The organism is Sediminibacterium sp. GW821-FHT12F12, assembly GCF_058806635.1.
This window is the reverse complement of sequence record NZ_JBXAPW010000001.1, coordinates 277246-292308: the sequence shown is the minus strand read 5'-3', so window position 1 is coordinate 292308 and position 15063 is coordinate 277246. Positions and strand designations below refer to the sequence as shown.

Below are 15063 nucleotides of genomic sequence, written 5' to 3'. Positions count from 1 at the left end.
TCATTTTACTTGAGTTCGTAAGTAATCGCTGGAATATTCCATCCCTTTACCACCAGTTTTACCTGATCAAGGCTTTTGCCGATGGCATAGGTTTCTATGGTAACCTGTTTGGTTTCGCCTGGCAAGAGCGAAAAGAAATTATCTGTGTAAAAAGAGGGGCGAACTGGTTTTAGCGCCTGATCCAGTAACTGCAGTTGTGTAAAAAATGCAATTTGCTTGCCGGGATTTTTGATCTCGATTGCTATGTAATGAGCTTCCCCTTGTTTATGCACAGTTAACTTTGTTTGCAACTGCACCTGTTTCATGGTGGCCAGTGATTCAAAACCGGCAGATGCAGGACCGGAAAGGGTTTCTTTACCGCGATACGGATCGGTGGAACGCCAGTAAAAACTGTTCGTTACCGGATTTCCCTTTCCATCTTCAATAGATAACCTGATAAAATGTACCGGCGTTATCTGCTCACCAAATTCAATGGTCAACAGGTTATTCAACACCGCATCTTCCGGTATGGAGGGCAATACAACCGATTTTGAAAACAGTTTTTTACTGTTCAGATCATATACGTCTGCTTTGAGACGATAGTTGACAAAGGAGATGAAATAATCATTATACACAGACACTGTATTCTTCAGGTAATCAAATTGAGCATGCAGTGGCTCCAGTGCGTTTTGCGTATAATACAAAGCGGAAGTAGGCTCCAGCGACCAGTCCCACATTCTGCCACATACCTGCCGGGTAGGTGAGTTGTGATACCAGAACAACAAACCAGAACAGTATCTGTTGCCATAACCAAACTTATTCGCATTCCATACTTCCCAAACAGACTTCGCATTGATAGCATTCAGCAACTGGGCTTTTTTTGCGAACTCATCAATAGAAACAGATGTGCCATACTGATTAACGAGATCTTTGAACTTGCCTGTCATTCCGTGAAAAGCATCTCCATCCAGGTAATCCCATACGGTTTTGTTAATGGGCCAGAGATCTTTTTCATCCATCATCTCCCTGAGTACTTCTACAGTAGGTAATGAAGGCGCGCCATATTCCGGATTAAATCCATCCACCCTGCTGCCGCGTGCCGATGCGGTGTTTTCGTAATGCTGCATAGGGTTTACCTGCTGGTAAGGGCTCCCGTCATGTACACCATCTACTTCAGACTGCATCTGGTAAGGTCGGGTGCCATCCAGATTATTCAGTACATCACGGATACCCGATACTTCTGTGCTTTCGTTGGAAGCTACATAAAAAGCCACGGAAGGATGATTACGGATTCTTTTGATGGTAGAACTAAGATTACTGAAATACAGATCCTTATCGTTCGGATGTTTGGTATCTCCTGTAAGCCAGAACTCCTGCCATACCAGCAAACCCAGTTCATCGCAGCGCTGGTAAAAATAATCTGACTCAGCAATACCCCCTCCCCATAAGCGCAACAGGTTAACACCGGATTGCCGGGTATAACGCAATTCCGCATAAGTACGTTCATCTGAGCCACGTAACATGGCTTCCGGAATCCAGTTGGTACCCCGGATAAAAATCTTGCGGCCATTCACATAAAAGGTTTTGGAACTGTCGGGTGTTCTTCTGTCTGCTGTGATCTCCCTGATTCCGAATTTGGTTTTAACAGAATCACCTGCTACCCCATTTACATACGCCACCATTTTTAATTCATATAATTCCGGTTTGCCTTTAAACACGGGCCACCACAAACGGGGATGTTGGATGCTGAGTTGCGGAAAATCTTTTGCTGTAAAACTGACTATCTTATCCTCGCCCCGCAAAAGGGTAACTGTTTTTTCAAACTGTATGCCTTCGCCCACAATTTCGCCCTTTACCACACAGCTAACCATTTTCATGGCTACATTAAACAGTTCTACCGAAACAGTTTCATCTGCTTTGTCGTAAAGCGGTTTGGCCAGCGCTGAACGTACAAAGGGATGTCGCAAGGCCACTTTATTGGTAGCGTACAAACTGATATTTTTCCAGATCCCGGTATTCCGGTCGCGGATACCGTCTTTGAAAGTAAAGTCCCAGCCAACCGACATCAGCATGGTTGTATTTAAACCGATATTACCATCTCCGCCATTGCGGTTCTCGCCCCTGGCACGCCAGGGTTTGGCTTTATTGGTTCCGGGAATATCCACCGGGTATACTTTGATGGCGATCGCATTTTTTTCTCCTGCTTTGGCAAAATCGGCAATATCCACCTGGTCCTGGCGGAACATGCCCGACAGGTTCATTACCTGGTTGCCGTTTACCCAGATCTCTGCACGGTAGTTAATGCCATCTACCTGCAACCAGATATTTTTTTCTTTGAAAGAAGCCGGAATGAGTAGTTCTGTGCGGAACCAGTACGTATAAAAATCCCTGCCCACCTGTGCGATATCCGGAATCAGCTTACTGGATAATTTATTGTTGATACCATAATAAGGCTCTGGATACACTTTGTTAAACACCAGTGAATTGAGTACCGTTCCCGGAACGATGGCGGGCATCCAGCCACTGGTGGCAAAACCGGGGCGGGAGATCTCTTCCGGCGAAGTCGTTACTTCTGCTGCTTTTTTCATTACCCAGTCAGAAGAACCACCATGCACTTCTTTTGAGTTGAGGTAGATCCTGCTGGCATCCAATGCAAGATTATTCACCTGTGCATTGACAGCCGTGAACAGCAATCCCATCCAGATAATAGATAACCCGATTTTCAACTTCATCATTTCACGGCTTTGTCTGTACAACTTTTTCTGCTTCCTGAGTAACAGTAACACTATCTTATCAGAGGGCAGCATTATAATTTATTGATCACCGGTTTTTTCTTCCCGGTTTTGTCGGCAATGATCAGCTTCACTTCTTTCGCCTTCCGCTCCACAAAAACATCTGTAGGCTCCTGAAAGCGTAATATTTCTTCTCCGTTACGACGTAAACTGGTAAAACCGGTTACCCCCATTTTCTGCAGTCCTGTTTTTTTACCTGCCTTGATTACGGCCAGTCCGCGGTATTCACCTGTATATTCATCTCCCTCAAAATTCACTGTAAAACTGGCTGCCTTACCGGTACGCATTGATACCAGGTCGTTGAACGTGTATGATCCATCTTCGTTACGGCAACCATTGGGCAACAGGTTCTTCTGTAAACCCAATCTTGGCAGGTTCTCTACCGAATACCCCACCACTGTAGCTTTATCGTAAATCGCTTTGAAACGGTTAGTAATCAGGTTACCTGTAAAATCACGATCTGCATTACCTTCCACCATCAGTTTTCCACCTTTGCTTACATATTGTTCCAGAAACTTCAGTACAGGTTCTCTGGCATATTGGGGATTGATATAAAGTACCGCATCAAACTTGTGTCCGTTCAGTACAGGTTTGCCATCTGCACCAATGGTAAGCTGGTTGTTTACAATCAGGTCTGATGGCACGAGCGCATTCAGGTAACCCGATTTCCAGATCTCTACGGCTCTTTCTTCGATCTTCATTTTGTCGTTGATATCATACACCCCCCTGTTAGCATAATCAGGATACCAGTTAGAGAGACCTTCCATTCCAAAAATCACCAGCAGCCGGATATCGGGTAAAGATGGATTGAACTTGTTCAGCAGCCGGGCACAGTTTTCATTGGCATTAATACCCACAATGGCATCCGGATCTTCCAGGTCAAAACGCAAAGGGCGTTTATCATTCATAGCATGGTAATGGGTTCTCACGCCATAGCGCAGATCATTGAATGATTTTACCAGTACCGGTTCCAGTACAGCATCATAATACTGGTTATACATGGCGTTTTTAGGATGTGCCATGGCAATACCCATCTGTGTGGGCAGAAACGTTTTTTCGTCTGTTTGTCCGTAGGCGCGGGGAGCGCTCCACCAACCAATACCATTGGCCCAGATCTCATCATTGATCAAACTGTTGTGATATGTATTATGGATTCCGCTGAAAATCTGTTTGCCGTATATTTCACGCGATGCATGGTATACCGCCGTTTCTACCCTTACGCCGCCTTTGCGCATAAACTCCATGTATTCGTTGATGGCTTTGATGCGTACTTCGGGTTTACCGGTGGGCGCATAACGGCCATCAAAAAGCGTTTGCTCCAACGAACGACCTGTTTCTTTGGTATACTCCCTGGCCATGGCATTGGAATACCAGCGGCCGCGGTAAGGAGTGGGTGTATTCAGGTCAAAAATGCGCTCTATAAATTTGTTTCCATATTCATCCAGCGAAAAACCATCGAATGGGATATCGCCGTAGGCTTTCATGGCTGCTATAAAACCATCGATCTCTACATTGTCCCAGTTACTGCTCTGGCTGCAGTATTGCTGTGTCATGACGCAGGCTGTTAGACCTTTCATAGACTCCCCGGCTTTGATCTTTACAGCTACCGTTGCTTTATCAGGCAAACCCACTTCGCAGTGTTGGGTAATATCTTTCAGTGTGGCGGGGTCGTAAAAACCATCTCCGGTTTTCCTGAATGCATATACTTTAAACAGATCCGATTTCAACAACCGGTGTTCGAAACGAATGAACTGGGCTTTGATGGTAGCTGCTGCATTACCTGCCTGATCCAGCGGCAGTTCCGTTTCAATGATCATTCGTTGTGAACCCTCAATCGTTTTATCATTGTAGTTGCCCCAGAGCTGCAGTCCTACTTTTAATCCCTTTTTATGTGCCGCTGCTACCAGGTTCTTGAAAACAGGATACATTTTTTTGTAGTCGTAGAAATTCGCTCCTTCCCTCGCGGTTAAAAAGATCAGGGTGTATTTACATTTTTCTGCAATACTATCGATATGTTTCAGATACAGATTTTCATCGGTGATCAGATTGGGAGAGATAAACCAATAACCGATCTGCTCATGGTTTTCATTGGCAAACTCAGGTACATGGGTTGTTTTTTTTGTCTGTGCAAAAGTTACAGCGGTACTCACTGTTAACAGAAAAGCAATGGGGAGAAATAATTTTTTCATTAGTGGTGTTTATTCGGATTTAGTAGCACTTCTTCTGGGTGTTTTTACATGCATGTTCTGCGCCCAGGTTTCATATTCTTTTTTCATACTGCTTACCCTATCGGGATATTCTGTAGCCAGGTTGCGGGTTTCAGAAGGATCGGCTGCAATGTTATACAGCTCCCAATCGGGATCTTCCCAATCTTTCACCAATTTCCAACTACCGGTACGGATCGCTTTGTTACCCTCATGTTCCCAGCAAATGGTCCGTTCAGGAGCCTGTTTGTTTTTCCAGAGATAGCTGAGACTTTGCCCGGCTATCCCTTCCGGGGCAGCGGCCCCAGCCAACTCAAGTGCAGTGGGCATCAGGTCTGTTACATGCCCAGTTGAAGACAGATATCCTTTCTTCGGTTGAATGGCTTCTGGCCATTGCAGTATGCAAGGAGTAATAATCCCCCCTTCATGCATAAAATGTTTGTATTTGCGGAACGGGGTATTGGATACATTGGCCCAAGGCATATCATAGGTATAGTAAGAGCCGCGTTGGCCCACCAGTTTGGTACTGTCATTAAAATTTCTATTATTGGTATTTTCAGCACAGCCCCCGTTATCCGACAGAAAAACAATCATGGTATGCTCATATTGTCCATTGGCTTTTAATGTAGCAATCAGCCTGCCTATGTTCTGATCCATCCGTTCTATCATAGCAGCATATACCGCCATCTTCCGGATCCATGTTTTTTTGTCGGTAGCATTTTCCCAAGCAGGAATATCAGCAGGTCTTTCGGTCAGATGATAACTTGCATCTACCAAGCCCAGTTTTTTCATTTTGGCATACCGTTCTTTTCTGATGGTGTCCCATCCTCTGGCATATATCTTTTCATACCTTGCAATGAGTGCCTCATCGGGAGAATGGATCGGAAAATGAGGAGCTGTATAGGCGAGGTATAAAAAGAAAGGGGCCGCATCTTTTCTTTTTTTCTCTGTTTCCAGGTATTCCATGGCATGATCCGTAAACGCGTCCGTCATATAAAACCCTTCCTGCGGAATATCATAGTCCTTATCTTCCAATACCACATGTCTTTTGTTTTTTTCCTGCGGCAGGATCTCATAATAGCTGCTGGCGCCCGAGATCAGTCCGAAATAATGATCAAACCCTCTTTTCCTGGGCCAGTGTTCCGGGCGTTCTCCCACATGCCATTTACCCGACATGTAAGTATGATAGCCTTCATTTTTCAGCAGCTCCGCTACAGTGGCATAACGGGGATCAAGAAACCCCTGGTAATTACCCGGCTCATATGATGCGGGGGGCGTAGTAACCATTAAGCCCATTCCCACCTGGTGCGGGAAACGGCCGGTAAGCAGACTGGCGCGGGTAGGGCAACAACGTGCGTTGTTGTAAAAGCTCCGCAACTTGATTCCATTGGCCGCCAGCTGATCGAGGTTGGGTGTATTCACTTCTCCTCCGTAGCAACCGATATCGGAATAACCCATATCATCGGCCATGATATAGATGATATTAGGACGGGAGGGCGTTAAGCGAGGTACATTAGCAGATAACAAAAACGAGCAGGTAGTTACCAACAACAACAGCTGTAACTTATGCTGCTGGTACCATGCCTGCTTTGGCGCATCTGTGCATTTTTTTATTGTATTCATAGTATCCAGATTAAAGGATGACGGAGAGGAAGGTTACGTATCACTTCATCGCCCTTGGGCTGATGATCAAGTCGTTTCCAGATATCGAACCAGCTTTGTGTATGGTAAGCAACAGCACCCAATACCAAAGCCGGTTGGGCAACAGGCCATTCATCCCAATGCATTACATCTTTACGATAAGGCCAATCATTTTTCTCAGCAATAAAAGGAACCATATACTCCATTGCTTTTCGGAAACTCCGGCCATCGGGTGTGGCATAGTTCCAGAGATTGTCTTCGGGAGTAGAGAGCAGCTGACATACTGTTGCCATCGCATCCAGGTTAAAGAGCGAATAGCCGTAGGGTTTGGTCCGTTTTAATTCCAGCGGAAAACTACCATCAGTGCCAATTTGCTTCGGAAGCAGCGTGTTTTTAAACCGATCCTTACAAAAAGCAATCTCAGCAGGCATTTGTGCGAACCTTGCAAATGCCGCCACCTGCATTACCCAGCAAGTGCCATGATTATTTTCCCGCTTCATTTCATCCTGTCCGTAAGGATGCTGCATCAACCAGTTTACATAATCTGCAAACCATTGGCGAATAGGCGCTATATCTGCCTGAGAGCTTTGGTCTTGCCCCAGCATAGCTATCAGTCCCTGCGCCACTTCTATCAGATGGATGGTATCAATGATCCCGATACCTCTGCCGGTTACACGTCCTTTAATGGCCTGTGCATACAGCAGTCGGGGATTCATACGCGTTGCCGTATCAACAAACCAGGCCCGGCAGTGAAGCAATGCCTGGTTCAGGTATTTTCTGTCATGTGTAAGTGTATAGGCCGAAGCCAATGCCGCCACAATATTGCTGAAGCGGATCATAACATGACGGTGGGCCACAAAATTGCCGGGATTAGACATACCATCATGATTGATATACGGGCTATCCGGATGTGTGGGATTGGGCCAGAAATAGTCAGCTTCAGAAAAAAAATCGTGAATTCCCCCGGCAGTTCCGGGTGCAGCAAATGCGGTAATAGTTTGTGGTACCTGCTGCATGGCCCATGCTGCTTCTTTCATTACCTGGTTTCGCAATACCTGTACAACAGCCTCTCTGTAGGAAGCTGTTCTGCGATTATTGCCCGCTTGGGTGAAAGCACACAACAGCACAGTTACAAAAAGCAAACAGGTAATGGCGTATTTTTTCATGATACGTTTTCTGGTAATATTTTTATTTAAGAATCTGCAGCATGGCCGAACCTGCCAGTAAAAAAGCCCCTGCCCCGTATGACTCCCAGCTTTCTGCATTAAAATTTCTCCTTGGGTCTGCCCCAATGGGCTGTACCCAACCTACTTTACCTTCTTCTGTAACCAACGTACTCAGTGCCTCCCATGCTTTTTTTACCACGGGCATATATGTTTTTTTATCGAGCAGTTTCTGCTGTATCCCCCAGGCCAGCGCATAACAATAGAAACCGGTTCCGCTTCCTTCTCCCCCTACGTAAGATCCCGGATCCAGTAAGCTGGTTCTCCATAAGCCATCGGGTTGCTGCAGGGTGATGATTTTTTCTGCCATTTCTTTGTATAACTGTATATAAAATTTCCGGCCGGCATATTTTCCGGGCATTTCCTGCAGGTATCTCGCCAATCCGGCCAGTACCCATCCATTACCCCTCGACCAGAATATTTTTTCGCCATTGGCTTCTTTTTTGCCCACCCCATTTGCATCTATCAGGTAAGAGGCATCTCTTGCAAAAAGATGAGCCTCTGAATTGTAAAGCAATGCATAGGTCTGCCGGAAAAGTGTATCGCTCCATACAAGATAAGAGGGTTCGTGCAGGGTTTTGGCAAGTTTGGCCATAGCGGGCGGTGCCATAAACAAAGCATCACACCACCACCAGGTAATACCGTGCTTTCTTACCTCATTACCCTCCACTTCTTTCATTTTCTGCAAAGAATCGAGTGTGGGTTGTATCATTTTTTGGTCTTTCGTTAACCTGTACAGGTCTATATAGGTCTGGCAGATAGCATAATCATCAGCATGATCAAACCGGCGGCCAGGTTGCCATTGTTTCCGCTCTCCCATTGCCATCATAGAATCCAGCAGTGTGTTAGACCCGGTGGCTTCAAACGCAGCAAATACGCCTGTGTAAAAAGCGCCATTGGTCCAGTCGTTCAGGGGTTTCCGGTTGGAATGATTCATTTGCCAGTCTGCAACTTTCAACATAGTTGCCCTGATCTGATCAGGCTGAAAAACGGCTGATGTCTGTGCCATTGTTCCGGAATACATGCCAAAACAAATAACCAGCAACAACATAATCCTTCGCTTACAATAAGGTAGATGCATATAATTGATTTTATCAATGGTCATGTCAGTAACGTAACTACTGACAATCCTTCATACAAACGTTTTATTGGGTAACCCTTCTACCCCTGGGTGCTTTCTGTATCTTTTTTAATTCTTCCATCAGTTCATTCACTTTTTCAGGATGCTCATTATACAGGTTATGGTCTTCATGAATATCTGTTTCAAGGTTATACAGCTGACCCACAGGTTGCCCCGGCTGGGGGGTGATATTAACCGGAACAGTAAACCCGCCGGATCCAAGTTTGGTAATCAGCTTCCAGGAACCTTTTCGGATATTCAGTGTTCCCTTGGAAGAAATATTGACAATAGCGGGTTGTTCTTTGACCACCTCAGTTTTACCCGTCAGTATCGGAAAAATAGAATAGCTGTCTTCTGTTTCAAAACGCTCAGCATGATTGCCGATGAGATCGGCACAGGTGGCCATAAAATTGGCCAGTGTTGTAGAAACAGCTGATTGGGTTCCGGCTTTTACCTTACCGGGATACCGAACAATCAGCGGCACCCGATGACCACCTTCAAATACATCCCCTTTCATTCCCCTGAACTCGCCGGCAGCTTTGTGTCCAAACTGCTGTACAAAATTTTCGCGCCAGTAGGGTCCATTATCACTGGTAAAAACCACCATCGTATTTTTAGAAAGTCCCATACTATCCAGCACCTGCAGTACTTTACCCACGGTGGCGTCTACTTCCTGTACATAATCGCCATACTCACCGGCCTGTGAAGTACCGGTATATTCCTTCGTTGGAACCCAGGGTGTATGTGGTGCAGGCATAGGGAAATACAGGAAAAAAGGATTTGACGCACCTGCCTGCTTACGGATAAAATCATTTGCTTTACGGGTAAAAAAAGGCAGTACATCGAAAAAATCAAAAGAGGGCGACATTAACCCTTCTCTCCAGAACGGACCGGTATAACCCGATTCCAGTTTATTCCCTTTGGTATATCCGTTCAGGGATTCCGTTAAACGGTCATTTTCGAGATAACAGTAAGGTGGCATATCCAATGAAGCCGGCAGAATAAAAGAATAATCAAACCCCTGTGTGATGGGGCCACGGTCAGGCGCTTTGGTAAAATCGATCTGTTCAGGTTTCATTTCGTTGAGGATTCCATACAGGTTATTGCGGTTGTTCTCCGGCTTCAACGAATCTTTGTATGCTTCTTTCGGTACCCAATCCAAACCCAGATGCCACTTACCCACTACACCTGTTCTGTAAGATTTTGTCTGCAGAAGATTGGCTACTGTTGGCAACCCATCTTCAATCAACGTACGGCTGTATCCACGCAGCACACCCACCGGCAAACGGCTTCGCCAGGGATACCTGCCCGTAAGTATGGAATAACGCGATGGCGTACAAACAGAAGAAGTGGTATGCGCATCAGTAAAACGCATACCCTGCTTAGCCAGTCTGTCTATATTGGGCGTTTTGATTTTTCCATCCGGATTATTAACAGATACATCTCCATACCCAAGATCATCGGCCAGGATGTAAACAATATTGGGGAGCTGCGTTTTCTGCGCAAACAGTCCTGCATTATTGCTCAGCAAGCCATATCCCAGCATAACAGCAAGGAAGAGCCGGTATTTTACGAAAGTGTAGGATTTTTTATTCATTATTGTACTTTATCTGATTTTTGAATACCGTTTTTATAATTTTTCAGGAACCGCGTACGCAGATCATCCGGCAGGGTGAGCCTGTCGCCTGTCTGTTTCATGTAAGTGGATAATTCACGGATCATATCGTCTGCAATAGCGGCAAACGACGGATTGAATAAAAGGTTTACACTCTCTTTGGTATCTTCCAGCACATCGTATAATTCAAGATAAGCTTCATCTTTGAACATGTCTACCACCAGTTTATAATTTCCTTTGATCACACAACGCTGCGAACTACCCAGTGATCCATTACCATCATATTGCAGGAAAATAGATTGCCGCTGCTGTGGTTTGCCCTTGATGACAGGTATGAGAGATGTTCCATCCATGGTAGCAGTAGTTTTGATACCGGTATAATCAAGCAGGGTAGGCAGAAAATCTACCAGGCTGATAAGTGCTCCCGACTCTTTTACAGACACGGATTCACCGGCTGGCATTTTCAGAATAAACGGGACCCTTGCCGATTCTTCATACATGCACATTTTCTGCCACAAAGAATGGCTACCCAGCATTTCACCATGATCGGCGGTAAAAAGAATGATGGCCTGATCATATAGTCCTTCTTCTTTTAAAGCAGCTATCACACGTCCCACTTCATCATCCAGTAATTTTACCAGACCCAGGTATTTGGCCCATACTTCTCTCCATTGCTCCCTGTTGTATCTTGAACCGATAAAACCTGTAAGATTATACATCTGCAGAGGCGATTGACCGGGATACCATTGGCCTATATTATCCGGTAACGTAAAATCCTTTGGCCCATACATAGAATAATAAGGTTCCGGGATGCTGAAAGGCGGATGTGGTGCCAGAAACATGGTATTCAGTAACAGCGGTTTCTTTTTATCCCGGTTCCGGATGGCTTTGATACTTTCATTGGCGATATACCTGTCGAGGAAAAAATCCGGCCCGTCCTTATACACACCCACTGCCGGAGTTGAATAAGAACGCAGCTGCGTATGTGTGCCCGACACCAATTCCGGCGCATTGTCTTTATACTGTTTTCCACCGGGTTTTGTTTTCTTTTGCTCTTTTATCCAGTTGCTGTAATCCTCCTGTGTAATCCATTTGGTTCCGGAAGCTGGATTCTTATCTATTTTCTCTTCGGTAAAAAAATGTTGTTTACCAACATGGTAACTGTCCCAGGTTCCCTCCATCAACTGGTACAGATTGGGTAATCCGGCCCGGGTATTACCAAACACTTCGTCTTCCTTTTCCCATGGATTAATCATTGATCCGGTTCGGTTGGGATAATTGCCTGTAAAAAATGATGCCCGCGAAGGCGCACAAAGAGGTGCAGCACAGTAAGCCCTTGAAAATACAATGCCATCTTTCTGAAGGGCGTTGATATTAGGCGTGAAAGGGCCTAACACATCGGCCCGTAACTGGTCTGCCATGATAACAATCACGGGCGGGGGCACCTTTTTTTGTGCAGATATGTTTATTTGCAACAACAAAACCAGGAACAGCAATAGGTTATATTTTACAGACATGGCATCAGTATGTTTTAGCTAGTGTTGGGTTTACCTGGTTGATATACCGTAGTAGTTTTGCTTCCAGTTCTTTTACTTTTCCGGGTTCACGGGAAGCGATATCAGTAAGCTCACCTATATCATTGTGCAGGTTATAGAGTTCGATCTTTTGGGTCTTCCAGAATTTGATCAGCTTATAGTCACCGGAGATGATAGCTGAATGCGGATAACCGTTGTTATAGCGATGAAAATAAAAATCATCCGTTGTGCGGTGCAGGCTTCCTTTGCCTCCGTTACGCAATAAAGTTGCCAGGCTTACGCCATCCCTATCAGCAGGTGCCTGTTGAACCGTTTGTCCAGCCAGTTCGGCTATCGTAGGCAGTAAATCCCAGCCCGCCACCGGAATATCCGTTTGTGCACCACCACTAATGCCCGGCCCTCTTACTATAAAAGGTACACGGATCCCTCCTTCATACAGGGTCCATTTACCGCCACGCAACGGGTAGTTACGCATCTGTGCGGTAAAAGAGGAAGGAGGATCCAGGCGATTACGCACAGGTGGTATAAATTCCACTGCGCCATTATCAGCCATCAAAAAGATATAGGTATTATTGGCGATACCCAGGGCGTCTACCGATTTCAATAATTCCCCGATAGCTGCATCGAGGTCATTGATCATACCTGCCCAGGCTGGATTATTGTGTTTATTTCCGACCGGCTTACGACTGAACCGTTCATAGCTTTCTTTTCTGGTTTCAAAATTGACATGTGTGGCATAATGTGAAACCTGCAGATAAAACGGTGCCTTTGTTTTCACCTGCTCTTGCATAAAACGGATGGAACGATAAGTAATACTGTCTATCTGTTTGGGATTATCTGTAATAAAAAACTGTGACCATTTCTCTTCCCTGTCGGATGAAATGTCACCATTTTTATTGCCTGTATCTCCATCGCTTTCATCATACCCCAATTGTTCAGGGGTAATTTTTGCCCGAAAATCCCATTTGCCAAAATGAGCGGCTTTGTAACGGCTATCAATACCTTTTAATACCTGGGGTATTGCCTTGTGACGGCTTTCTGGAGGTGCATACGCAGCAACAAATGAGTCATCGCCCTGCCGAATGGATGTTTGTCCGAACTGAATACTTCTCCTGCTGGGGGTGCAGATGGGGTCGGGGGCATACCCTCTTGTAAACCGTAAAGATTGTGCAGCCAGACGATCGATATTGGGTGTTTCATAATAATCACTTTTCGAATCGGGCAGCCTGTCATCCATACGGAAAGAGAAACAGGACCAGCCAAGATCATCCGTCAGGATCAGAATAATATTCGGGCGTTGTTGTTTCTGTGCCTGTAAAACGGAGATTGATACAATGCCTAACAGCATCAGGCAAAGTAATTTCCGAATGATTTGCATAAAAGATATGGTACTGTTATACTGCATAGATTTTTATTTTTTAAGGTAAGCCGGATTATACTTACCCCGTTCTTTAAATCCATCAAAAGGGCGCATGAGGCCAAACCTTGGATACGCATCAAACACATCTCCCTTACCTGTCATCCGCGGATCACCTTGCAGGGTCAATTGTTGCTCCAGCTGTTTTCTGAGTGAGTTGCGGATTTTTTTCATACCAGGATTACCCGAAAGATCATGCAGGCAATCAGGATCTTTGCTGATATCATATAATTCTTCACTTCCCCTTTTGGCGAAACCCAGCTGAAACAATTCGGGAAAGAGTGATTTGTTTTTGATGACAAAAGATTTGGTTGGTGAATCATCAATGTCTTCATATCCTTCCAGGATCGGCTTCATATCTGTTTTGCCGGTAACAGATCTTTGTTCCGCAGGTGGCGGATCTCCCAATGGCCAGCGATCGGGTTTATCATTTTTAATAAACAGGTATTGTTGTGTTCTGATGGCACGTGCCGGGTAACCCAGATTATCCGGCCGCGCATGCGAATGCCGTTCCCTTCCGGCCAATATGAAACTGCGCGAAGGGTCTGTGATTCCGGATCGGGCATCTGAAAAAATAGGCATTAGTGTTTTGCCGGTGATGCCGGCAAAGTGATCCAGTTGTGCAATATCCAGGAAAGTGGGCGCCAGATCTGTCAGGCTGACGAGATCGTCGATTTTTCTTTGTTTACCGGTTACCACAGGACCGCATACAGCAAGCGGCACATGTATACCATACTCCTGCAGGTTGGCTTTTGCATATGGAAAAGCCATCCCATTATCGGAAGTGATCACAACCACCGTATTGGCCAGCTCGCCCCTTTCCTTCAGCAGTTGCAGCATTTTTCCTAACTGCGTATCAAACCATTGTATCTCCAGTGCATAATCCAGCATATCATTTCTTACCAGAAGTTGATCGGGCAGAAAAGCGGGTACATGTACTGAGTCGGGATGTAAACCAGCAGCAGCGCCGGATCCTTCTTCGTAATTGCGATGCGGCTCCTGTGCGCCAAACCAGAAAAAGAAAGGCTGGTCAGCTGATTTTGCCGACAGGAAATCCTTAAAATTGGCAACATAATCCGTTTTACTGATGCCCGTTGTGGGGGGCTTTGTTAATTTTTTTGAATTGTATTCGGGACCCACCGGATTTCTTTTCCAGCCGCCTGCGAGATAATTGCCCGGATCCCATGGCTTACCTGTATAACCAATCAGGTAACCGGCTTTCTCCAGTGCATCCGTAAACACAGGAAACTTATCAGGGAAAATACTGGCATGCGTTCCTGCCTCTTCCAGTTGCCAGATATGCCTGCCGGTTAAAATGGCCGCTCTTGAAGGACTACATTGCGGAGCCGCTACAAAAGCATTGGTAAACAAAAGGCCGTTGGCAGCAACACTATCAAACACCGGAGTATGAAATACTTGCTGACCATAAGCAGATGAATGCGGATAAGACTGGTCGTCTGAAATAGCAAACAGAATATTAATATGCGGAACAGGATGGGTCTGCTGTGCCCGGCCTGTCAGGCAACCGGCCAGCATA

General features: G+C 45.5%; 9 protein-coding genes. All 9 read right to left on the bottom strand.

What is annotated here, in order from left to right; genetic code table 11:
* Positions 1–5: 5 nt before the first annotated feature.
* Positions 6–2714, bottom strand: coding sequence for a glycoside hydrolase family 2 protein (locus AC1RNB_RS01170; protein WP_493079984.1), 2709 nt, complete (start codon positions 2712–2714; stop codon positions 6–8).
* Between the two features lie 71 nt (positions 2715–2785).
* A complete protein-coding gene (locus tag AC1RNB_RS01165) occupies positions 2786–4960 on the bottom strand; it encodes a hypothetical protein (protein ID WP_493079982.1) in 2175 nt (724 codons plus the stop codon).
* Positions 4961–4969: 9 nt separating this feature from the next.
* The gene (locus tag AC1RNB_RS01160; RefSeq protein WP_493079980.1) at positions 4970–6598 is read right to left on the bottom strand and encodes an arylsulfatase; all 1629 of its coding nucleotides are present in this window, start codon (positions 6596–6598) and stop codon (positions 4970–4972) included.
* Positions 6595–7782 (bottom strand): alginate lyase family protein, encoded by a 1188-nt coding sequence (locus tag AC1RNB_RS01155; protein ID WP_493079978.1) that lies wholly within the window; start codon positions 7780–7782, stop codon positions 6595–6597. Before AC1RNB_RS01155 ends, AC1RNB_RS01160 begins: the two co-directional genes overlap by 4 nt.
* A gap of 22 nt (positions 7783–7804) precedes the next feature.
* Entirely contained in the window at positions 7805–8848 is a 1044-nt protein-coding gene (locus AC1RNB_RS01150; protein WP_493079976.1) for a glycoside hydrolase family 88/105 protein, read from the bottom strand.
* A gap of 136 nt (positions 8849–8984) precedes the next feature.
* Entirely contained in the window at positions 8985–10556 is a 1572-nt protein-coding gene (locus AC1RNB_RS01145; protein ID WP_493079975.1) for a sulfatase family protein, read from the bottom strand.
* Entirely contained in the window at positions 10556–12091 is a 1536-nt protein-coding gene (locus AC1RNB_RS01140) for a sulfatase-like hydrolase/transferase (protein ID WP_493079974.1), read from the bottom strand. Before AC1RNB_RS01140 ends, AC1RNB_RS01145 begins: the two co-directional genes overlap by 1 nt.
* A 4-nt stretch (positions 12092–12095) precedes the next feature.
* Positions 12096–13514, bottom strand: a complete 1419-nt coding sequence (locus tag AC1RNB_RS01135; protein ID WP_493079973.1) for a sulfatase — start codon at positions 13512–13514, stop codon at positions 12096–12098.
* A 6-nt stretch (positions 13515–13520) separates the two neighbouring features.
* The gene (locus AC1RNB_RS01130; protein WP_493079972.1) at positions 13521–15062 is read right to left on the bottom strand and encodes a sulfatase family protein; all 1542 of its coding nucleotides are present in this window, start codon (positions 15060–15062) and stop codon (positions 13521–13523) included.
* Position 15063: the final 1 nt, after the last annotated feature.

Coding starts and splice junctions, on each gene's coding strand:
- AC1RNB_RS01130 (WP_493079972.1), bottom strand. CDS start 15,062: ATGCTGGCCGGTTGCCTGACAGGCCGGGCACAGCAGACCCATCCTGTT.
- AC1RNB_RS01135 (WP_493079973.1), bottom strand. CDS start 13,514: ATGCAGTATAACAGTACCATATCTTTTATGCAAATCATTCGGAAATTA.
- AC1RNB_RS01165 (WP_493079982.1), bottom strand. CDS start 4,960: ATGAAAAAATTATTTCTCCCCATTGCTTTTCTGTTAACAGTGAGTACC.
- AC1RNB_RS01160 (WP_493079980.1), bottom strand. CDS start 6,598: ATGAATACAATAAAAAAATGCACAGATGCGCCAAAGCAGGCATGGTAC.
- AC1RNB_RS01145 (WP_493079975.1), bottom strand. CDS start 10,556: ATGAATAAAAAATCCTACACTTTCGTAAAATACCGGCTCTTCCTTGCT.
- AC1RNB_RS01140 (WP_493079974.1), bottom strand. CDS start 12,091: ATGTCTGTAAAATATAACCTATTGCTGTTCCTGGTTTTGTTGTTGCAA.
- AC1RNB_RS01150 (WP_493079976.1), bottom strand. CDS start 8,848: ATGGCACAGACATCAGCCGTTTTTCAGCCTGATCAGATCAGGGCAACT.
- AC1RNB_RS01170 (WP_493079984.1), bottom strand. CDS start 2,714: ATGATGAAGTTGAAAATCGGGTTATCTATTATCTGGATGGGATTGCTG.
- AC1RNB_RS01155 (WP_493079978.1), bottom strand. CDS start 7,782: ATGAAAAAATACGCCATTACCTGTTTGCTTTTTGTAACTGTGCTGTTG.